Source organism: Bacteroidales bacterium (assembly GCA_023229505.1).
In the GTDB taxonomy this organism is placed as follows: domain Bacteria; phylum Bacteroidota; class Bacteroidia; order Bacteroidales; family JAGOPY01; genus JAGOPY01.
Map to the genome: position 1 here is coordinate 34,315 of JALNZD010000026.1, position 22,651 is coordinate 56,965.

A 22,651-nucleotide genomic window follows, 5' to 3' on the forward strand; every position below is an offset into this window, starting at 1 on the left:
CCATTATCATTGTTGCCCTGGTCAGAACTTAATAAAATCTGTCGGGTCGACAGGTACCCCGTTATACCAAAGTTCAAAATGCAGATGAGGACCTGTGCTGTATTCCCCGGAACTTCCAATGATAGCAATCGGATCGCCGGCTTTTACATAACTTCCCTGTTCTTTGAGTATAGCTGAATTATGCTTATAAACGGAAACCAGGTCGTTTTCATGCTGCAGGCAGACGGTATATCCTGTCTCAAGTGTCCAGCCTTTGAAGATGACCACCCCATCGAGGGTGGCCTTGATAGCTTCATTTTGAACGGATACGATATCCACGCCATAATGTCTTGATGCCGGGTCAAACTTGCTTGTCACGATCCCCCTCAGTGGGGTGAAAAATGAAAAACTGCTGATATCCGGCCTTGATCCGCCATGATCACGATCAGGGATCCTGACTTCACTACCCATCATTTGTTCTTCAAATTCTTCCCTGAATGCTGAATCATCCCGGGATGCAAAGCTTGAAATATTACTGTAATTTCCAACTGTATCTTCTTTAAGCGGACTGATAATCGTGGTATCCTTGCCGGAAAGGATAAGCCGCAGGTTTTCGAGATACAGGGATTTCTGCCGGGCATCCGCGTCAAGTGAATCAGTCAGTTCCTCGATCTTGTATAATTGTTCATATAAATTAACATCGGTATACCCCGGGATATATTCCCGCAACCGGGTGAAAGCGATGATTATGGTTGTAATGATGATCAGCAGGATTGCAATCGTACCGGATGCCACAAATACATTAAGCCGGCTAAGCTTGAAAGATATTTTTTCCTCATATGTTTCATCGTTCAGGATGACCAGTTTATACTTATTCCTGAGCTTCCGGTACCATTTTTCCTTCTTTTTTATTTCTTGCGCCATTCCACTGGGATTCAACCTGCAAATATCGGAAATTTTCGGGGATCGGGAATATTATTTACTTTTGCACGGCTCGCTCTTTTTACAAAGTTCGCAGGCAGTATAAAATATTTTTATAAAAATTTAGTTAATACTAAAGCCTTTACAGGCTGATCGATCCGGATTTCATTCTATAAATAAACCGTGCAGTATTTACCTGATAATCGTGCCAGGCCGAATTTCATACCGTAAGATATTCTTTGCAACCGGGGCTTTAATTCTCCTTGTGACCCTGTATTCCTGTTCTGTAAAGAAAAACACCTTTACCAGGCGTTTATATCATAATCTCACGTCACGTTATAATGTTTATTTTAACGGGAATGAGAGTTTGAATGAAGGGACGATTGAACTGTTTAAGTCGGCCAAGGAAAATTATGCCAAGGTGTTGCCGGTATTTAATTTTGGTACCAAGCAGGAGGCTCAGTTATTAAATCCTCAGATGGACCGGGCGATTCAGAAAGCTTCAGTTGCCATTCAAAAACATTCCATGCCTTTTGGCGGGACGGAAAAGGTGAAATGGATCGATGATTCCTTTTTGATGATTGGGAAAGCCTATTTTTATAAACAGGAATATTTCAGTGCCCGGCGTACTTTTAATTTCATTATACAGGAATACGGGTATAATGAGATCAAATATACTGCTATGATCTGGCTTGCAATCACTTATAATCAAACGGGGGAATTTGAAAAATCTGAGCCAATGTTAAATCTTATCACAGTGGATGTTACCAAAGGCATTGTACCTTACGATGTTGTAAAAATATTGCCACAGGTTTACGCAGATCTTTACATCCGGCAGGAATATTACGACCGTGCTGTGGATTACCTGGTTGAGGGTATATATTACAACCCCAAACGCGATCTTAAAACACGGATGATGTTCATCCTTGGCCAGATTTTTCAACAAAGCGGGGATTTTTCCCGGGCGTCGGAATGGTATGGTAAAATGATCAAGCGGAATCCAAACTATGATATGGCTTTCCAGGCAAGGATCAACCTGGCCAAGTCTTATGATATTAATTCAGGTGACCGCCAGCAGATTACCAAGATTCTGACGAAGATGTTAAAAGATGACAAAAACAAAGACTATAAGGATCAGATTTATTTTGCCCTGGCGGATGTTGCCATGAGGGACCGGGACACCGTTATGGCCCTGAAATACTTCAGATTGTCCGTGTCTTCATCCGTTAACAATAATTATCAACGGGCAACATCAGCTCTTACACTAGCCGATCTGTATTTTGAAATGCCATCATATGAAAATGCCCAGGCATATTACGATACAGCTATGATGATTATTCCCATGGATTATCCCAATTATACCCAGATCGAGAACAAAACAAAGATACTGACGGACCTTGTCGAGAGCCTCATTACCATCCAGCATGAAGACAGCCTCCAGCGCCTGGTCAATATGAGTGAGTCTGAGCGGAATGCGGTCATTGACAAGATTATTGTCGCTTATGTAGAAGAGATGGCAAGATTGGCTGAACAGCAGAAATTAGAACAAGCCCTGACCATCCAGGAGCAGGCAGTTTCAATCAGCGGTCCTGGTGCACCGGGCCTGCCGGTTGGAGGTAAATGGTATTTTTATAATACCCAGACCAAGGAATACGGGTACGCGGAGTTCGTAAAGAAATGGGGCAGGCGGAAACTTGAAGATCTCTGGAGGATCAGTGATAAACAGGCTATTTCTTTCGGAGGTGAGGACATTGAAGCATCTGCCGATACAACCAAGTCGGATTCGGTCCTTGCAGTTGAAAAAAATCCCGAGACCCGTCAATATTACCTTAAAGACCTGCCATTCACAGAGGAAGCACAAGCAGCTTCAAACACGAAAATCCTGGAAGCCTATTTCAAATCCGGCAAAGTATACAAGGACGGGTTAAAGGACAATGAAAAGTCGAGAGAGGCCTTTGAGACAATGAATAAACGATTCCCTGAAAATGACCACGAGCTTTTATCTTATTATTATTTGTATAAAATTAATCTTGAAATAGGGCAGGCTGATCAGGCCCAATTTTACAAAAACCTGATAATCTCGCAATATCCCGACAGTGATTATGCAAAGGTTCTTTCTGACCCGGAATATTATGCTAAAATTGTTGCGGAAAAAAACAAAGCGGCCAAGCTTTACGAAGAGACCTACAAAGATTATAAGGCAGGCCTGTATTTCCAGGTCATCGCCAAGAGCGACCTGGCTTTCTCCCTTTATGGCGACACAATCGAATTTGCACCCAGGTTTGCTTATCTGAAAGCAATTTCTATCGGCAAGATCGATGTGGTTGATTCCCTGGTTTCGCAACTGAAAATGATCATCACAAAGTATCCTACAAGTGATATCAAGACTTTATCTCAGAGTATCCTGGTCACTATTATCAAGGAAAACCCTGAATTTAAGGATGAAAACTTTGTCCTCCCGGAAGAAATACCTGAGGAAAAACTATCTCCATATAAATTTAATCCCAGTAATCAGCACATGTTCATGATCGTGGCTGATTCAAGGGAAATAAGGTTAAATCCATTTAAAGTTAAGCTTTCAGATTACAATATAAAGTACTATAGTCTTGAAGAACTGAATATTAACAGTCTGGTGCTGGATAATCTGCACTACCTTATTACTATAGGCAATTTCAACAATTCTGCCAAGGCAAAGGACTATCTGGATGCAATATCTGCAAGTGAATATGTTTTTGCTGATCTGAAAGAAGGAACTTTTTATAACTTTGTCATATCCACGGAGAACTATCCAATCTTTTTCAAAGAAAAAGATATCGGGGGGTACTCTAAGTTTTTCGAAAAAAATTATACAAAATAGACAACCTGCAATAAACTTTACGATAAATGGCAAAAACTATCATTAGCGAAACCCCTGCCGTCAATATGATCGGCAAAGGAACCAGCATCAAGGGCGATATCCGTTCTGACGGAGATTTCAGGGTTGACGGGATCCTTCATGGATCTATCCAGTCGAATGGCAAAATAGTTGTCGGTGTATCCGGGAGTATCGAAGGTGACATCAACTGCCAGAATGCAGACATATCTGGCCAGGTCAAGGCAATTCTCCGGGTCAAGGAGTTATTATCCTTAAAATCCACTTCTAAAATGACCGGGGAGGTATATACAAGCAAACTGGCCATAGAACCCGGAGCCAGGTTTTCAGGCACTTGCAATATGGAGGATGAACCCTTGACCATTAAGCATCAGGAAAACAAACAGGATGGATCTTTCACCAGAGAAAAAGAAAAAGTCACTGGATAACTACACTCGTTACTCAAGCATCGCCTTCCAGATGCTGATCATTATACTGATCGGGGTCTTCGGCGGAATTAAGCTTGATGAGTGGCTGAAGCTTACCGTTCCGGTTTTTACTATCATTTTATCCATTTTATCGGTAATACTTGCCATTTATACAGTTACCAAGGATTTGCTTAAACCTGGCCGAGGTTCTGATAAAAAAAGGCCCTTATAATAAATGAGAAAAAAGTATCTGCAATTCGTCATAAGACTCACGATCTTAAGCCTGATCCTCGGACTCCTTGCCTTTATTTTGAGCCGATTCTTACCTGGCGGCATGATCTCCCCGGCATTGCCCTATCTTTTCATACTTTTTTATGTTATCACAGCTTTGGTTCATTATATCCTGCTCAGGATCAGCGCCTTGAATCCGAGGAAATTCGTTTCCTATTTCATGCTGGCCACTTTCTTAAAACTGATGAACTATTTGATAGTTGTGGTTGTTTATGCTTTTTATGTGAAGGAAGGCATATTGCCATTCATCCTCTCATTTTTTATCCTTTATATATTTTATACTGTATTTGAAGTGGTCACTATTCTTGCCCAGACAAAAGAATAGGCCTGTTTCTGATAAATTATCCCTGAAATGAAAAAAAACAGACTAAAAGAGATGGCCGAGATCAATGAGATGGACGGCTATGAAAAGATCGACAATTACAATTACAGAAGGGTTAACAGCATGGCCCGCCATTACCGTGAAATTTTGAAAATGATCGGGGAAGACCCGGACCGGGCGGGATTACTGGATACACCAGTGCGGGTAGCCAAATCAATGCAATTCCTGACTCATGGCTATATGCTGAACCCTGAAGAGATTCTTCTTTCGGCCATGTTCAAGGAAGATTATAAACAAATGGTCATAGTAAAAAACATTGAGATTTATTCCCTTTGTGAGCATCATATGATCCCTTTCTTTGGAAAGGCCCATGTTGCTTATATCCCGAACGGTTATATAGTTGGATTAAGCAAGATCCCACGCGTTGTTGACGCATTTGCCAGGCGATTGCAAGTCCAGGAACGCCTGACGACCCAGATCAAGGAATGTATCCAGAATACCCTTAAACCACTTGGGGTTGCCGTAGTTATTGAAGCTTTGCACATGTGCATGGCTATGAGGGGTATCCAAAAACAAAATTCCATCACTACTACTTCCGATTTCACGGGCGCTTTTTTGCGGGAACCTACACGTGAGGAATTTATACACCTGATAGGGTCAAACCTGCATTAAGACGCTTTCAGTTTTGAAATCGGGAAAAATTGCTACATTTGTGCAACTTTTTTGTCAAGCAAATTTTAGATATTAGCATGAAAGCTTACGTTTTTCCAGGCCAGGGGGCCCAGTTTGCCGGGATGGGAAAAGATCTGTCTGAAGGGTCTGTTCTAGCCAGGGAACTGTTCAGCAAAGCCAATACCATCCTTGGCTTTAATATCACTGAAATCATGTTCGAGGGCACTGATGATGACCTTCGCCAGACAAAGGTGACACAGCCTGCGATTTTCCTCCATTCCGTGATACTTTCCAGGGTTTTGGGCGATGCGTTCAAACCCGATCTGGTTGCCGGCCATTCCCTCGGGGAATTTTCAGCCCTGGTAGCCAATAAAGTCCTGTCGTTTGAAGACGGCCTGAAACTGGTTTCCAAGAGGGCCATTGCTATGCAGAAAGCTTGCGAACTGCAGCCCTCAACCATGGCCGCCGTGATCGGGATGGAAGATGCAGATGTGGAGCGTGTACTCAACCATATTAAGAACGAGATCGTTGTCCCGGCCAATTATAATTGCCCTGGCCAGCTGGTAATCTCAGGAAGTGTAAAAGGGATAGAAATTGCCTGTCAGAAACTGACTGAAGCCGGCGCGAAAAAAACCGTTATCCTCAATGTCAGCGGAGCTTTCCATTCCCCATTCATGCAACCCGCAGCCGAGGAATTATCCAATGCCATCAAAGCCACCAAATTTAATAAAGGCACCTGCCCCATTTACCAGAATGTGACCGGCCAGTCGGTAGTCGACCCGGAGATCATCAAGAAAAACCTGATCGCGCAATTAACCTCACCGGTTCGTTGGTCCCAATCCATGCGCAATATGATCGCCAGCGGCGTATCTATGTTTATTGAAGTGGGACCGGGAAATGTGCTGCAAGGGTTGATCAAAAAAGTAAAGCGGGATATTCCTGCTATGAGCGCGGAGTTTAAGAAAGTGTAGCATTAAGTAATTTCCCGGATGCAACCAGTTTTGCAAGGGATTTCTCCTTTAGGCATTTTTCCAATGCCTGCATATAATTGGTATTATGCATATCGCTGCCGACAAACTCGATCATCCCTTTTTCCATCAGCTTTTCAGCCATTTTTTTCACCGGATCGGGATAAAAGCCTGCCAGCGACACGAGATTGACCTGGAAGAATACCCCGCGGTCCTTCAGGTCTTCATACTTTGAAAAATCACTGAACCAGTAAGTATAACGCTCAGGATGGGCCAGGATGACTTTATATCCGTCAACCTGAAGATTAAATATAAAAGTTTTAAGATTTGGATGGGGGTTATAATAAGAAAGCTCCACCAGCAAATATTTCCCACTGAATGTCAACAAGTTTCCTTGAGATGCTTTTGCTTCAAATCCGTCATCGATCAGATATTCAGCAGCAGCTTCAATTTCCACCGGAATATTTTCAGATTTCAGGGCTCCCTTGACCTTTTCCAGTCCATTAAGTATGATTTCCGGGGTATTGCGGAAAAATTCATCCTGAATATGCGGAGTAGTGACAAGTTTTTTAAAACCCAGCTCATACATGCGACGGGCCAGCATAATTGAATCTTCCAGCGTCTTCGCACCATCATCAACACCGGGGATCAAATGGGAATGCATGTCGGCTTTAACCGCTGAGAAGTCGGTTAAGGATGATGTAGTGGCATCGCCGGAGAATAATTTTTTAAACACAGCTTATTCTATTATCATCTTTTAAGATACTGATTCTCATAATACTTTTGATAATCCCCCGAAGTGACATGATCCAGCCACTCCTGGTTTGCCAAATACCAATCAATCGTTTTATCAAGGCCTTCCTCAAAGGTAATAGTTGGTTTCCAGCCTAATTCTTTCTGTAGCTTCGATGAATCGATAGCATAGCGGAGGTCATGGCCGGCACGGTCTTTTACGTAAGTGATAAGCTTTTCCGACGTTCCTGCCGCGCGTTTCAGCTTTCCATCCATCAGCTTGCAAAGAATAAGTATCAGGTCGATATTCTTCCATTCGTTATTTCCTCCGATATTATAGGTTTCCCCATCTTTTCCTTGATGGAAGATGACATCTATCGCCCTGGTATGGTCTTCAACATAAAGCCAGTCGCGGACATTCGCTCCTTTACCATAAACCGGAAGCGGTTTATTATGCCGGACGTTGTTGATAAACAACGGGAGCAGCTTTTCCGGGAACTGGTTGGGTCCGTAATTGTTTGAACAATTGGAAAGCACGACGGGAAGGCCAAACGTATGGTGATAAGCCCTGACCAGGTGGTCGCTGCTGGCCTTTGAAGCCGAGTATGGGCTTTTCGGGTCATAAGGAGTAGTTTCGGTGAAGAAACCGGTATGCCCAAGCGAACCGTAAACTTCATCGGTCGAAATATGGTAGAATCGTTTATCAACGGTGTTTTCCTGCCAGATCATGCGGGCAGCGTTCAGCAGGTTCACCGTACCAATGATGTTAGTGTAGATGAACCCGGTAGGATTGGAAATCGACCGGTCGACATGAGATTCTGCTGCAAGGTGGATGATGCTGTCAGGCTGGTAGCGGTAAAATACTTGCATAACCTGCTTTTCGACGGCTATATCTGCCTTGACAAATTCGTAATTCGGACTATTTTCCACATCCCGGAGGTTTTCAAGGTTACCGGCATAAGTCAGTGCATCCAGGTTGATGATCCGGTAATCCGGATATTTTTTTACAAAAAGGCGGACGAGATGAGAGCCGATGAATCCGGCGCCGCCGGTAATGAGGATGGTCGATCTGAAATTCATAAATCAATATTACTTAAAGCGTAAAAATAACAATATAATCCATACTGAAACGATTTACCCTCCATTAACCTGCGTTTAGCGGTTCAAAAGATATGCACCTGATATCCTGTTCCCTCTCACCTTAATCTCGAATACCGGCTGGTTATAAGGGTATTCCAGATTGATCAACTTATCATGCTCAGGAGGAAAACGGTAATTTGAAATATAATAATGGGCTTTATCGGATGTTGTAAATTGCAGCCGAACTCTTTGTTCCTGCGGAAATATATCGGCATTGGCTTTTCCAGGCCAGTTCACTGATAATATTTTAATCGTATCAGAAGGATCATTATCAAGAAGATGTTGCAAAACCTGCCTGTAAGAAAGTCCCCAGTAATCCGCTTCAAAATTTTTTGTCGTATTCTTTCCTGCCAGGAAGTTAAAATACACGTTCTGATGCGGATGGCACCTGATCATAAATGATGCAGTGCTCACACACGAAAACGACACGATAAGGAACAAAGACCACCTTAACCGCGTTACGGCACCCTGCCGGACTTTCCTTTTAATTAAGTTCAGGATCTTATGAAGCCCAACAAGAGAAAGGAGCAAAAAAGGAACATACAGGAAGAACAACTGCCGCCAGCCGTCGTAGATGACTGATCCAAGAAGGATAACTGAAATAAGAGGCATAAAGAACACCACAAGGCATACACTGTCAAATAAAAGGGATAATCCATGCTCGCGCCCGAAAACGGAAAAACCTAGCCCGAAAAGGAAAAAAACCGAATACAATATAGGGGTTGTGATCATTATCCAGAAAGGGATGTAATAAAACGGCAGATTTGAAGGCTGAAAAAAATTCCCGCGAAACAATACCGGATCATCCCAGTTGAAATGACTCATGGTAGTAAAAATTTCAATAAACCGCCTGAAAGGGTCATTCCAGAGATAAGGCCAGAAAGCCACTGCAAGCAGGGATATCATGAATAGGTAATACCCCCCTTTGATCAGCACAACCCGAAGACTTGCAAGGATTCCGGCAGCTTTCAATGCTGATCCGATTATAAATTCCTCCTTTAATATGAACGGTTTGAGGAAGAGAAAAAGCAAAGTAACAGCAGGGACGAAGACACCGACAATCCGCGTGGAAATAAGCAATGCGCTTGCAAGTGCATGAAAGGTTGCAGAAGCAAAAGTGACATGTTGAAGGAAGCGGAAGAGAGTCCATAGGCTAATAATAAGCAGGGACAGGAAAACGATATCTTTGGAATTGTAGAATGAATCAGCGAAAATCCTCGGACTGAGGATCATGAACAGTACCCCAAGCATAGCTATGGCTCGATTATCAAAGCGTAACATTAAAAGGCGGAAGAAAAAAATGAGGCCGGTGAAAAAGATCACGAAAGTAAAATAATGACGAAGAAGAAAGATACTCCTGGCATCACTTATGCCCAGGAGATGTTGAATACCAAGGGTTACCACCTGGAATATTACTCCATGCGTCCTGTCTTTGTAATCTTCCAGCCTGATACCCGAAAAGGGTTCATCTGCAAGCCATCTACCGGATAATTCATTGATATAATCCGCTGTAACTAATCCATGCAGGTATTGCGCATGATCATCCCAGTGAATACCATAATCGTCGACCAGTGATAGTCCGAGAACGAAATAACCCGAAAAGAATAGAATGATTAATGTTATTTCCTTGCTTTTTCCCATTCCCATGCCGACTTCATCATATTGTCAAGATCAATCTCTGCTTTCCAACCCAGCTCTTTATTTGCATAAGAAGGATCGGCCCAGATATTTTCAATATCACCGGGTCTGCGGGGAACGATCTGATAATTGAGTTTCAATCCGGAAACCCGTTCGAAAGATTGGATGACCTCCATCACCGAAATTCCTTTTCCCGTTCCCAGGTTGAAAACTTCATACCGGCTTTTCGCTTTTCCATCAAGCATTCTTTTTAAACCCATAACATGCGCCTTAGCCAGGTCTACCACATGAAGGTAATCCCTGACCGGTGTACCGTCGGGGGTATCGTAATCATCTCCAAAAACCCTTAAAAAAGGACGGATGCCGATAGCGGTCTGGGTAAGATATGGGACCAGGTTATCCGGAATTACAGACGGTGCTTCTCCGATTAAAGCCGATTCATGAGCACCGATCGGGTTGAAGTAGCGCAAGGATATTGCTGTCAGTTCAGATGTTTTAACCGTGTCGGCAATGATGTCTTCCATGATCTTTTTGGTATTACCGTACGGGGATTCTGCTTTCAGCAATGGTGATTGCTCCGTCACCGGGAGCTTTTCCGGCTGTCCGTAAACGGTGCAGGAGGAAGAAAAGGCAATATGACGGATATTGTATTTCACCATGCTTTCCAATAGATTGATAGTGGACAGCAGGTTGTTCCGGTAATATTTCAAGGGTTCATTCACCGACTCACCAACTGACTTGAGTGCAGCAAAGTGAATAACGGCCGCAATATCCTGGTGATCTTCAAACAGGCGGGATGTTTTGAGTGCATTGCACAGGTCAAATACTTCCAATACCGGTTTGACCCCGGTGATCATCGCGATGCGTTCCACAACAGTTGCCGTCGAGTTCGACAGGTTATCCACGATGATGACCTCGTAGCCCTTCTGTAGCAATTCCACCACGGTATGTGATCCGATATAGCCTGTTCCGCCTGTGACGAGGATTTTCATGCCGGAGATGGTTGTTAATTTAATTTTGGTATGTATTATTTAAGACTTTATACAAAGTAAAGAAAATTCCAGGTGTGAATGATTGGTTATTTTTTTCAACACAATAGTCACAATAGGGCACATAGGTTGGCACAATAGGTCTATGTGTTTTCCTATTGTGTTCTATTGTGACTATGTGGTTAAGAATAATTCAAAGGCTCCAATAAGTCAGCCTTTTAACCCGTTTCCGATACAAGCCTTTAATATCCACCAGGATTCCTTTTTCATCGAGCAAAGCCCGGAAATCGGTTTCCCGGAGGCTCAAATAATCCCTGTGTGCCACGGCCACAATCACAGCGTCATATTTCCCGGAAGGAGATTTGACCAGCCCGAAGCCGTATTCTTTCATCACCTCTTCCGATGAAGCGTGCGGGTCGATCACATCGATATGAACGCCGTACGACTTTAATTCATTGTAAACATCTGCAACTTTTGAATTCCTGATATCGCTAACGTTTTCCTTGAAAGTTGTCCCCATGATCAGTACCCTGCTGTTCATTACATTTTTGCCGGCACCGATTAACTTCTTCACCAGTTGCTTTGCGATATAAGGGCCCATGGAATCGTTTACAAACCGGCCGCTGTCGATCACCTGTGGGTGGTATTTCAGTTCTTTTGCCTTGAATGTGAGATAGTAAGGATCAACCCCGATACAATGACCGCCAACCAGGCCAGGGTAAAAGCGCAGGAAGTTCCACTTGGTGCCGGCAGCTTCCAGCACATCATAAGTATTGATCCCCATGCGGTTAAAGATGATGGAAAGTTCGTTCATCAGGGCGATATTCACATCACGCTGGGTATTTTCAATGATCTTGGCGGCTTCGGCAACTTTAATGCTGGAGGCGCGGTGAATGCCGGCCTTTACGACCAGTTCATAAGTTCTGGCGATGATATCCAGGGATTCATCATCACAACCTGATACCACTTTGGTAATAGTTATGAGTGTATGTTCCTTGTCACCCGGGTTAATACGTTCCGGAGAATAACCCACTTTGAAGTCAAGGATATGTTTCAGTCCTGATTCCTGTTCCAGGACGGGGATACAGTCTTCCTCGGTTGCGCCCGGGTAAACGGTAGATTCATAAACGACATAATCCCCTTTCTTCAGCGCTTTTCCGACAGTATGGGTCGCTTTCAGCAGCGGGGTCAGGTCAGGGAGGTTATGACGATCAATCGGGGTGGGCACGGCCACGATGTGGAACTGGGCATCCTTAAGCCGGCCAGGGTCGGAAGTGTATTCAATGTCGCAACCGTCAAAAGCTTCGGAAGGTAGCTCCTCGCTTGGATCGATGCGTTTTTTCATCATTTCCACCCTATCTGAGTTCAGGTCAAAACCGATCACTTTAATTTTGCGGGCGAATTCAAGGGCGATGGGCAATCCGACGTAGCCCAGGCCGATGACTGAGAGTTTGGCTTGTTTTTGAATTAGTTGGTCGTAGAGGTTCATTTAATAGAGAAATTATTAATTAATAAAAAGTTACACAGAGTTACACAGAGGAGACGCAGAGTTACACAGAGGATTAAATAAGCTTATTCAGGAATGGGTGATAATCACCCTTTTTCCCAACGGGGATGGCATTCCGGATTTCAAAGGCGGTATTGATGCTCTGCCGGGCATCTTCAACATCATAACCGTCACCTGCAAGGATTTTCCTATAACTTTCCGTGTGCAGTTCAGTAAACCCTCCGCTGAATTCCATCTCCTCCCCTTCGATCCGGATGGAGCGATAAGTCCGCTGGCCGGTAGCTTTAACCTCTTCCGGGAGGGTACTGTAAACGAGGCTCAGGAACCACCGCACGCGCGCCCGCTCAAGATGCAGAAAACCGGCAGCACTGTAGCGGTCCGAATAATGAACGATGTTCTCTTTGGTGGCTCCGAAAACAAGCGACAGCATATCAAAGAAATGGATGCCGATATTGGTGGCCACGCCCCCCGATTTTTCCACATCGCCTTTCCATGAGATGTAATACCATTTACCACGGCTAGTGATGTAGGTCAGGTCTACATCGTAGATCTTGTCTTTCGGGCCGCTTTCAATTCTCTTTTTCAGTTCCAAGATAGCGGGGTGAAACCTCAGTTGGAGGATAACGTTTATCTTTTTGCCTGTTTCAATTTCAATCTCGTGAAGGGCATCGACGTTCCAGGGGTTCAACACCAGGGGTTTTTCGCAGATGGCATGTGCTTCATTCCGCAGCGCAAGCCTGATATGCGCATCATGAAGGTAATTCGGCGAACAGATGGAAACATAATCCACTTTGTTCTCGCCTTTGCGGCGGAGTTTATCCAGGTGCCGGTCGAAACGCTCTGTTTCCACGAAAAAGTTTGTATCCGGGAAATACGTATCGATGATACCGACGCAGTCGAACGGGTCCACTGCCGCCACCAGGTTGTTCCCGGTATCTTTAATGGCCTTCATGTGCCTGGGGGCTATGAAGCCGGCTGCTCCTATAAGGGCGAAGTTTTGGGTCATTGGTTATTGGTTATTGGTTAGTGGTTAGTGGTTAGTGGTTTTAGGTAGTCAATTTCCTGACAAAACCATCCTTCAGCAGGTATTTCTCCCCGCTCTCCGGGCAGGTTGCGATTCCTTCCTTATTGAATTCCAGCCGGTGGCCGAATTCGCTCATCCAGCCAACATGGCGGCCAGGATTACCGAGGATGAGGGCAAAGGGGGCCACGTCTTTCACCACCACCGCACCCGCTCCGATGAAGGCAAATTCGTTAATAGTTATCCCGCAGACAATAGTGGCGTTGGCTCCGATGGAAGCCCCTTTTTTGACCAGCGTTTTCATGTATTGATCCTTGCGGATGACAGCGCTGCGCGGGTTTTTGATGTTCGTAAAAACCATGGAAGGGCCGAGGAAAACATCATCTTCACAAATAACACCGGTATAAATTGATACATTATTCTGGACCTTCACGTTTTTGCCCAGAACAACCCCGGGAGATATAACCACGTTCTGGCCGATATTGCAGTTTTCCCCGATCTCACAGCCTGTCATGATGTGGGAAAAATGCCAGATCTTAGTGCCAAAACCTATTTTACAGCCTTCATCGATGATGGCTGATTCGTGTGCGAAGTATTTTTTCACAATTAAAAATTAAAAATTTTCACTTTTCACTCTTCACTTTTCACTTTTCACGAATTCCAACACCGCCTCCGCGATATGCCGAATCTGTTCTTCATCCAGTTCCGTATGCATCGGAAGGGAAATGACTGACCGGCTTAAATGTTCGGTGATGGGCAGGTCACCTTCCTTGTATCGAGGATCAAGGTAAGCTTTCTGCATGTGCATGGGAACAGGATAATATATGGCGCAGGGTATATGTTTAGCCTGCAGGTGTTCCAGCAATTTATCGCGGTTCACATCTTTTGTCACCAGGGTGTATTGATGAAAGACATGGGTAGACAAGGGGGATCTCACGGGAACCTGCAATTTCGGATTGTTGGCAAAAGCGCGGTCATACGCATCAGCAGCTTTCCGCCTGGCTGCCGCAAATTCATCCAGATGTTTTAATTTAACGTCGAGTAAGGCAGCCTGGATACTGTCGAGACGGGAGTTCACCCCGATCTCATCGTGATAATATCTGACGTACATCCCATGGTTGACGATATAGCGCAGGCGTGTGGCCAGGGCATCGTCGTCGGTAAAGATGGCGCCACCGTCGCCATAGCAGCCAAGGTTTTTAGATGGGAAGAACGATGTAGTGCCGATGTGCCCTATCGTTCCGGACTTTTTCTTGGATCCGTCGCTGAAAGTATAATCAGAGCCGATGGCCTGGCAATTATCTTCAATGACATACAGGTTGTGTTTCCGGGCAATTTCCATAATCGGTTCCATATTGGCACTCTGACCGAAGAGGTGCACCGGCACGATGGCTTTGGTTTTGGGGGTGATGGCCTTTTTCAGGGCTTCGATGTCCATATTGAATGTGCCCGGTTCAACATCAACCAGGATGGGTGTTAATTTTAGCAGTGCGATGACTTCCACTGTCGCTACGAAAGTGAAGGAGACGGTGATCACCTCGTCTCCTGGTTTCAAATCGAGGGCCATCATGGATACCTGCAGGGCATCGGTGCCATTGGCGCAAGGGATGACGTGCTTTACACCAAGGTATTGTTCCAGGTTTTTCTGGAAACGTTGCACGGCCGGACCGTTAATAAAAGATGTGGTATCTATCACTTCGTGGATGGCGGCATCCACTTCCGGTTTGATCTTTTCGTACTGGGTTTTCAGGTCGACCATCCGTATCGGGCGCATAAAGAGAGATTTTAGGTATTTAGTTATTGTGAATGTTTAAAGCGGGGCAAAGATAGAAAAAATTGGACTATTAGGCGAACGGCAACAGGTTCATCCTGGGTGTAAAAATTACATTCGGAGATGACCACAGGCATTCTTACAATTTCCCTGAAAAATGTTTAACAATCTTCATCCAGGCAAGCTGATAAAATAACCATACGACTTTATCGGTGAAATTAAGGTATAACGTCCTCTTCCGGTTCTTCCACTCGAAATTCGTATCTACACCATTTGGGTTAGTATGAAAAATGCCTTCAAGAAACATCCGGCCATAGCTATGATTACCGGCATAAGCAAAATAGGCTGTTTTGATACTTTTGGTATTCCACAAGGTTCTGAACATTTTCCTGCGCATAGCCTCTTTATTGAACAAACTAAGCCAGATCTCATGCATAGAAGATTCAATCTCCTCACGTTTCATGCTTGGCGTATTTACGGTAGCTATAAAAAAATGATATTGTTGCCAGTCACTGGGATAGTTATTTAAAATAATGTGATTCTGCTCCTTCATCCGGTCATAGAGTGCCGTACCCGGTAAAGGAGTAAGTATGGTACATTGGTACATATCGATACTGCTGTTTTTAATAAAATCACGACGGGCATACAGGTCTTCTTTTTTATCATTCTCCATCCCAAATATCATGGTAGCCAGGATACCAATGCCATGCCTGTGTATTTTCCTGAAGACTTTTTCATAGGAACCTACACCACGCTTCAGGTTCAGGTTCTTCCTGACAGATTTAAGAGCATGGGCAGTTTCAGCTTCAATCCCCATAAGGATAATGACACATCCACTCTTCCGGGCCCAGTAAAGAACCTCGGCATTATCAGCAAAGTTCAGAGCTGCCTGGGAAGTCCAGAATTTTTTTATCCCCCTTTCTACCATCCCTTTAAAAAGTCTGATTGCGCGTTCGTCAGCACCTTTTTTATTATTTACGAGGTTGTCATCCACAAATAAAAGCAGGGGCCTGGTTGTTTTTTCGAGTTCATCCAGGACTTCATCAACCTCACGTTCCCTGTATGTCTTACCACAAAGGCGGCTGACTGAACAAAAATCGCAATCCATCGGGCATCCACGTGAGGTTTGCACCAGATCATAAACATAAGGATATTTATAAATATCCCGCCTGACATGGGGAATAGTTTTAATGTCAACAATACCACCGTCGTAAAGATTTTTTATCTTACCCGATTCAAAATCGTTTATAAGTGCAGGCCAGGCACCTTCGGCTTCACCTGTTACAACTGTATCAATATAATTTACTGCTTCTTCCGTAAACATGGATGCATGGATACCACCCATAACAGTGTGGATACCTTTTTCCCGGTAGAGCGCTGCAATTTCATAAGCCCGCGGCGCACTTGCAGTAAAACTGGTAAATGCTACAAGATCGGCAGGTTTAAAAGTGAATTCCTCAAAACTTTCGTCCAGCAATTCAATTTCCCAGTGTGGGGGAGTCAAGGCCGCGACGATTCCCAATCCCAGCGGCATAAACCGGGTACCCTGGTCATGAATGAAACCCTTTCGTGCTTTATTAGCAGGATTTATAAGGAGCAATTTCCTTGGTGCTTGCATCGTCATTTAAAATAATTAGGATTAAAGTACTTGGGGCTGGAAATATTGGTATCAAAAATAGTCAACATTATTTTCAGTTATCAAAATGTTCATATTTTTTTCTTCATCCGGGGACTCCATCCCGCGGGATGGATTCCCTTCTTGCATTTTTTACTACTTTTGCCCGGCACGTCAAGCCATTGATGAAAGGGATGAAAACCTATAAGTTATTATGAAAGCTGGAATATACGACAGAAAAACACTGACTGATCTTCTTCTTACAGTTACCAGGACTTCCCCGGACAAAGGGATCGGATTTGTTCATCCTGACGGAAACATTAATTTCATAACCTACTCTGAACTATTATCCCGGGCAAGGTTAATGATAGCAGGAATGCATGCATTGGGGATGGCTCCCGGGGACAAGGTGATGATCGTTATGACAAGAAACGAGGAGATTATTCCCGTTCTCTGGGCCTGTTTTCTGAGCGGACTTATTCCAACCATTCTTCAACCGCCGATGTCGTTTACCGAGTTCAATCAGCCTGCCCAAAAAATTGAGAATGTTTACAGGATATTGCAGAACCCTAGGGTGATCTTGTCATCTGACCTGTTGAAAGGCTTCCAGTCGGATGTCATACCCTCGAAAAACCTTATTAATCCCGAAAGTCTTAAAAACGATTACCCGGAACCTATTCTGTTCCAGGCAAAGGAGACAGATATTGCTTTTATCCAGTTCTCTTCAGGAAGCACAGGGGATCCTAAAGGAATTATTCTGACCCATAAAAACATTCTTACCAATCTCGCAGCTATCAGCATCGGCCTGGACATATCTGACAATGATGTAATGGCTAACTGGATGCCGTTATATCATGATATGGGTTTATTCGGGTTTCATCTTTGCCCGGTCTTTGCGAAAAGCAATCATTACCTCATTGATCCGGTCGATTTTGTGAAAAAACCTACGATCTGGCTTGATGTGATGGATAAAGTCAGGTGCTCCATTACCGGATGCCCCAATTTCGGACAGGCATTGCTGTTGCGGTATCTTAAAAACAGGGACGAACAGAGCTGGGATCTTTCTTCATTAAAAGGCATTGTGAACGGAGCGGAACCTATTTCAAACAGGATCATGTCCGATTTCCTGGACAGACTCTCTGTCCACCGCCTGAGGAAAGGATCCATGATGCCGGCATACGGTATGGCCGAAGCTACCCTTGCTATATCATTTTCCGAATTATTGAAAGAACCTGTAATCACATCATTTAACCGGACAATGCTTCAAAAAGAAGGCAAGGCAAAGGTAGAAACGGATAATGCCTCGGAAATGCTGGAGCTGGTAAGTGTCGGAAAGGCACTCAATGACACGGAGATACGTGTGGTTGATGAAAAAGGGCATGAAGTGGAAGACCAGATTGACGGAAATATTCAGATCAGGGGAGCGGGGGTTACATCCGGTTATTACAACAATCCGGCTGAAACAAGAAATTCATTTGATAATGGCTGGTTAAAGACCGGAGATAAAGGATTCTTCTTCGACGGAAACCTGTACATTACCGGCAGGGTAAAAGACATCATATTTGTCCGTGGCCAGAATCTTTATTCCCATGACCTGGAAAACCTGGCCGGTAAATATTCAGATATAAGCTATGGTAAAGTAATTATCGGCGGTTGGTTCGATCCAAAGAAAGGACAGGATCAGATCATCCTGTTCCTTGTCGGCTCGCCCAACCAGGCAACATGCGAAACGTTCCTTGGCCTGCGTAATTTCTTCCGGGATACATACGGGATTACCATAGATGTTTTCGTCCCTGTCCGCTCCAACCAGGTTCCGAAGACCAGCAGCGGTAAAATCCAGCGTTATAAGTTGATTTCCAGTTATCAGAACGGAGAATTTGACGAGGTTATCGCTGAACTCAAAAAATTGATCAGGGAAAGGGAATTGAATCCAATAAATAAAATACCTTTGCAGCCCTGAAAACTGTTAAGTTATGACTATAGAAGACTTCATCACCAGGATTGAAGAGGAATTTGATGACCTGGAGCCTGGTGCATTAAAACCCGAATCTAATTTCAGGGAAGCATTTGAGTGGAATTCAATCAATGCGTTGATCCTGATCGCCTTAGTTAAGACTGAATATGATGTGACGATCAATGCTGTTGACATCACCAAATCCAAAACGGTGAATGATCTTTATGCCATTATCCAGGAACGTATTGTAACCTGATTTACCCGGAACATATTGAAAAATAGTCGTTTTGCAAGGACTATTTATAACCACTAAGTCACTTAGATCACCTAGGTACACTAAGATTTGGGATTTTTGAAATTTTTTAATAATCAGATCATAATCTTATAAGTCAAGCCTTAGTGTTTCTTAGTGCTCTTAGTGCCTTAGTGGTTAAACATTTGTAAGTTATTTTAATTTTCTTTAACTAACGCTAAAGCCCTCTCACAGAGTTCCCCGATGGAAATTTTTTCAAAAAAGAGGTAAGGGGGAAAGTTCACTCCATACCTTGTAAGAAAATCCTGCTGGAGCCGGACGGCTTTCATAGAACTCAGACCATATGCTGCTATGGGTTTGGACATATCGATGCGTTCGATCGGGATTTTCAACCGGGTATGGATCCAGGCTACCAACCAGGCCTGTATGGTAACCAGGTCGGCCAATGTGATATTGGTTTCTGCGGGCTGCGGCAATTTTTCCAGAACCGATTCACCTACTACTTCCAAGGTCTTTTGAAGAAATCCCTCCTTGCAGGCTTTTCGCTGGGTCTTTCCGCTGGATGTTTTAAAGATGCTAGCTGTACGGAGCAACTGAATAGCATAAACCTCAAGCTCAAGTTCTTCGCCAACCCGTTGCCGGATGGCTTCACAAACTGCTTCTGAATCCAGGTCCCGGATGGCTGTTCGCTCCACTTCTGCGACAATAACCAGTTTCTCTTCTTCCTCCACATCCACGGAGAAAGCGGCACTTGCATTGGAACGCAAAACAGGATGACTGGTCTCGGCAAGGTATTCAATATCCTGGGGATAATAATTTCTGCCATGAATAATTATCAGATCCTTTAGTCTTCCGGAAATATAGAGTTCGCCCTGATGGAAGAAGCCCAAGTCGCCGGTTCGTAAGTAATTGCATGCAGGATCATCTTTGATATGAGCCGAGAATGTTTTTTCAGTTTCTTCGGTCTTATTCCAGTAACCGGCTGTGACAACGGACCCGGAAACCCATATCTCTCCAACCTCATCGTCCTGGCAAAGAAGCAATGTCTCAGGATTCACGATCCTGACATTGGTATCCAGCCATGGGTAACCGACTCCAACCAGATACCTTACATCCGGTTCACTATCTGAAACCGGGATAATCCTGTTTTGTTCCATAGCATTGCCTGATATGCCAAGGTATACAGGACCCCTGCCGGCATCAGGACCGGAAGTGATCAATGTGGTTTCAGCCATGCCATAACAAGGATATAGTGCCGTGGAATTGAATCCAAAATCTTTAAAGACATCCGCAAACCTCTCGAACGTCGTTTTGCGGATAGGTTCTGCCCCGCAATAAAGGGTATTCATGGAAGACAGGTCAATCCCTTGTTTTTCCTCTTCAGAAATGCCATCAACACAAAGATCAAATGCAAAATTAGGTCCTCCACCATGGGTGCCTCTGTATTTTGAAATGGCTTTTAACCATCGGACAGGCTTCTGGAGAAAAGCCACCGGGGGGATTATTACTCCTGGAAATCCGGTATAAACTGGTTCAATAACGCCATCGATCAGGCCCATATCATGGAAACTGGGAAGCCACGTTACCGAAACACTTTTCTGAGAGAGTTCAAAGCTTTGACGGATAAAATCCACATTGCGAATGATATTCCGGTGAGTGACCATCACTCCTTTGGGCTGTCCCGTGGAGCCGGATGTATATTGAAGAAGCGCAATATCGGCAGGTTGGGGAGCGGGGAGGCTTGGAGGCTTGGAGGCGGGGGTTGTATTGTCAAGATTATCCGTGACCAGCCATGTTAATTGTTCTAGTTCTTCCAGGTCCGAGAAGGATCGTTCGAATAGCTGGTAAATGTCAGTGATAGAAAGAACAATGCCGGCACCGGAGTCGATTACCAGCGTTTTTATCCTGTCGAGTGAACGGTTTTTCCGGGGTGGGTATGCCGGTACAGCAATCACACCCGCATAAAAACATCCGAATAACGCTTTGACAAATTCCAGTCCGGGCGGAAACAACATCAGCGCCCGCTCACCCTGAAGATTCATTTCGATCAAACGCAGAGCGATAGCGCTGGCGGCTTGGTCTAATTTCTTGTAAGTAATCCTTTCTTCATCATCGTCACCATCCCTTAAAAAAATAAAGGCCGTATGATCAGGGGTATGCTTTGCCCGCGTCTGAAGAATCTCAGGAAGAGTATATCTGTAAGTATCCTCTTCTGTTATCCGGTCATGAAGGAAATTATCCAATCCCATAGATTAAGCTGCCATTAAGTTCCGTGCAAAAGTAGAAAATCATCCGATGGATGTGAAAATAAGGTTAAATTTGTAGGCATATGGCAATCTTTTCTATATCAAACATACGGATTAGCGGTCTGGCGGCCGCGGTCCCCCAAAAGGAGGTTTCCAATCTTGATTACCGGTGGATTTCAGTAAAAGAACGTAATCAACTGGTCAGGATGATTGGAGTGGAAAAGCGGCGGATCGCTGAAAAGGGGCAAACTACATCCGATCTGTGTTTTGCAGCGGCGAATAAGCTCCTGGATGATTTAAAATGGGACCGGAACGAGGTTCAGGCATTAATATTCGTTTCTCAATCAATGGACTATATTATCCCGGCTAGCTCCACAATTTTACAAGACCGGTTATCCTTACCGAAAACATGTATGGCGCTCGACATTGGACTGGGCTGCTCGGGATATTTATATGGGTTATCGGTCATTGGCAGCCTCATGAGTCAATCCGGTATAAAAAAGGCCCTCCTGCTTGCCGGTGATCTATCCAATATAACCTCATCTTACAGGGATAAAAGCACCTACCCACTGTTCGGGGATGCCGGCACAGCCACGGCTTTAGAGTTTGATGAGACTGCAGTCCCTATAACCTTTAACCTCCAGACGGATGGATCGGGTCATCAGGCCATCATGATCCATGATGGAGGCGTTCGGAACTGGGTCAGTAAAAAATCCTTCACCTATAGGAAATACGGGGAGGGAATTTACAGGAATAAACTCCAGATCGCTCTGAACGGGATAGAGGTATTCAATTTTTCGCTTCGTGAAGTGGTCCCCAATATTAAAGCTACGCTTGAATATGCCGGTAAAACCTTAAATGACTTTGATTACCTGGTCTTTCACCAGGCCAACCGGCTGATCAACGAAACCATCCGGAAAATGCTTAAAGTGGAGAAAGAAAAAGTCCCCTATTCTATTCATAAATTTGGAAATACGAGCAGTGCATCCGTACCTTTGACCATTGTTTCAGAATTGCGGGAAGAAATTAATACAAAAAAAGTCAGATTCCTGCTGTCAGCTTTCGGGATTGGATTATCTTGGGGGACGGTGCTGCTGGAGCTCGAGAGAGTGGTGTGCTCAGGAGTGTTGGAGGTCGGCACTTCCCAGTTCCCAGTTCCCAGTTCGCAGTTCCCAGTTCGCAGTTCCAATAACCAATAACCAATAACCAATGACCAATGACCAATGACCAATGACTCTTATATAACTTCTTTTTTCAAGCAGCTTCAAGTTGAGCGATTCTCTTCTTTAGTTGATTGATTTTCTTTTCTTTATATTTTTGTTGATAATCATCCAAGGCCTTGGGGTTAAAAGC

20 protein-coding genes are annotated in these 22,651 nt (G+C 44.2%); 9 read left to right on the forward strand and 11 right to left on the reverse strand.

The window, feature by feature from the left end; translation table 11 throughout:
* Positions 1-21: 21 nt before the first annotated feature.
* Positions 22-903 carry a M23 family metallopeptidase gene (locus tag M0Q51_10420; protein MCK9400389.1) on the reverse strand — a complete coding sequence of 294 codons (882 nt, stop codon included), beginning with the start codon at positions 901-903 and terminating at the stop codon, positions 22-24.
* A gap of 202 nt (positions 904-1,105) precedes the next feature.
* Between M0Q51_10420 and M0Q51_10425 the strand changes: the two genes are divergently transcribed.
* From M0Q51_10425 to fabD, 6 genes are all read left to right on the forward strand, one after another.
* Positions 1,106-3,757 carry a hypothetical protein gene (locus tag M0Q51_10425; GenBank protein ID MCK9400390.1) on the forward strand — a complete coding sequence of 884 codons (2,652 nt, stop codon included), beginning with the start codon at positions 1,106-1,108 and terminating at the stop codon, positions 3,755-3,757.
* Between the two features lie 26 nt (positions 3,758-3,783).
* A complete protein-coding gene (locus M0Q51_10430) occupies positions 3,784-4,200 on the forward strand; it encodes a polymer-forming cytoskeletal protein (protein MCK9400391.1) in 417 nt (138 codons plus the stop codon).
* Positions 4,160-4,411 (forward strand): AtpZ/AtpI family protein, encoded by a 252-nt coding sequence (locus M0Q51_10435; protein MCK9400392.1) that lies wholly within the window; start codon positions 4,160-4,162, stop codon positions 4,409-4,411. Before M0Q51_10430 ends, M0Q51_10435 begins: the two co-directional genes overlap by 41 nt.
* A 3-nt stretch (positions 4,412-4,414) precedes the next feature.
* A complete protein-coding gene (locus tag M0Q51_10440) occupies positions 4,415-4,795 on the forward strand; it encodes a hypothetical protein (protein ID MCK9400393.1) in 381 nt (126 codons plus the stop codon).
* Between the two features lie 120 nt (positions 4,796-4,915).
* A complete protein-coding gene (gene folE / locus M0Q51_10445) occupies positions 4,916-5,464 on the forward strand; it encodes a GTP cyclohydrolase I FolE (protein MCK9400394.1) in 549 nt (182 codons plus the stop codon).
* A 77-nt stretch (positions 5,465-5,541) separates the two neighbouring features.
* Positions 5,542-6,435 (forward strand): ACP S-malonyltransferase, encoded by an 894-nt coding sequence (gene fabD, locus M0Q51_10450; GenBank protein ID MCK9400395.1) that lies wholly within the window; start codon positions 5,542-5,544, stop codon positions 6,433-6,435.
* On the opposite strand, the gene M0Q51_10455 is transcribed toward fabD, so the two are convergent.
* The 9 genes from M0Q51_10455 to M0Q51_10495 all read right to left on the reverse strand — a co-directional run bounded on the left by M0Q51_10455 (position 6,422) and on the right by M0Q51_10495 (position 16,854).
* A complete protein-coding gene (locus tag M0Q51_10455; GenBank protein ID MCK9400396.1) occupies positions 6,422-7,168 on the reverse strand; it encodes a hypothetical protein in 747 nt (248 codons plus the stop codon). The genes fabD and M0Q51_10455 overlap by 14 nt on opposite strands.
* A 14-nt stretch (positions 7,169-7,182) precedes the next feature.
* Positions 7,183-8,244, reverse strand: a complete 1,062-nt coding sequence (rfbB, locus tag M0Q51_10460; protein MCK9400397.1) for a dTDP-glucose 4,6-dehydratase — start codon at positions 8,242-8,244, stop codon at positions 7,183-7,185.
* A gap of 75 nt (positions 8,245-8,319) precedes the next feature.
* Positions 8,320-9,945, reverse strand: coding sequence for a hypothetical protein (locus M0Q51_10465; GenBank protein ID MCK9400398.1), 1,626 nt, complete (start codon positions 9,943-9,945; stop codon positions 8,320-8,322).
* Positions 9,924-10,934: a UDP-glucose 4-epimerase GalE gene (gene galE / locus M0Q51_10470; protein MCK9400399.1), complete on the reverse strand. Its 1,011-nt coding sequence runs from the start codon at positions 10,932-10,934 to the stop codon at positions 9,924-9,926. Before galE ends, M0Q51_10465 begins: the two co-directional genes overlap by 22 nt.
* A gap of 190 nt (positions 10,935-11,124) precedes the next feature.
* Positions 11,125-12,420: a nucleotide sugar dehydrogenase gene (locus M0Q51_10475; protein ID MCK9400400.1), complete on the reverse strand. Its 1,296-nt coding sequence runs from the start codon at positions 12,418-12,420 to the stop codon at positions 11,125-11,127.
* A 73-nt stretch (positions 12,421-12,493) separates the two neighbouring features.
* Complete coding sequence (locus M0Q51_10480; GenBank protein MCK9400401.1) at positions 12,494-13,444, reverse strand: Gfo/Idh/MocA family oxidoreductase; 951 nt, start codon at positions 13,442-13,444, stop codon at positions 12,494-12,496.
* Between the two features lie 40 nt (positions 13,445-13,484).
* Positions 13,485-14,063 (reverse strand): N-acetyltransferase, encoded by a 579-nt coding sequence (locus tag M0Q51_10485; protein MCK9400402.1) that lies wholly within the window; start codon positions 14,061-14,063, stop codon positions 13,485-13,487.
* 33 nt (positions 14,064-14,096) lie between these two features.
* Positions 14,097-15,233 carry a DegT/DnrJ/EryC1/StrS family aminotransferase gene (locus M0Q51_10490; protein ID MCK9400403.1) on the reverse strand — a complete coding sequence of 379 codons (1,137 nt, stop codon included), beginning with the start codon at positions 15,231-15,233 and terminating at the stop codon, positions 14,097-14,099.
* A 136-nt stretch (positions 15,234-15,369) separates the two neighbouring features.
* Positions 15,370-16,854 carry a B12-binding domain-containing radical SAM protein gene (locus M0Q51_10495; protein MCK9400404.1) on the reverse strand — a complete coding sequence of 495 codons (1,485 nt, stop codon included), beginning with the start codon at positions 16,852-16,854 and terminating at the stop codon, positions 15,370-15,372.
* A gap of 205 nt (positions 16,855-17,059) precedes the next feature.
* On the opposite strand from M0Q51_10495, the gene M0Q51_10500 reads away from it, so the two are divergent.
* Positions 17,060-18,805, forward strand: a complete 1,746-nt coding sequence (locus M0Q51_10500) for an AMP-binding protein (GenBank protein MCK9400405.1) — start codon at positions 17,060-17,062, stop codon at positions 18,803-18,805.
* 13 nt (positions 18,806-18,818) lie between these two features.
* Positions 18,819-19,055 (forward strand): acyl carrier protein, encoded by a 237-nt coding sequence (locus M0Q51_10505; GenBank protein MCK9400406.1) that lies wholly within the window; start codon positions 18,819-18,821, stop codon positions 19,053-19,055.
* A gap of 194 nt (positions 19,056-19,249) precedes the next feature.
* Here M0Q51_10505 and M0Q51_10510 read toward each other — a convergent pair whose 3' ends face one another.
* Positions 19,250-21,295, reverse strand: a complete 2,046-nt coding sequence (locus M0Q51_10510; protein ID MCK9400407.1) for an AMP-binding protein — start codon at positions 21,293-21,295, stop codon at positions 19,250-19,252.
* Between the two features lie 86 nt (positions 21,296-21,381).
* On the opposite strand from M0Q51_10510, the gene M0Q51_10515 reads away from it, so the two are divergent.
* Entirely contained in the window at positions 21,382-22,497 is a 1,116-nt protein-coding gene (locus M0Q51_10515; protein MCK9400408.1) for a ketoacyl-ACP synthase III, read from the forward strand.
* Positions 22,498-22,651: the final 154 nt, after the last annotated feature.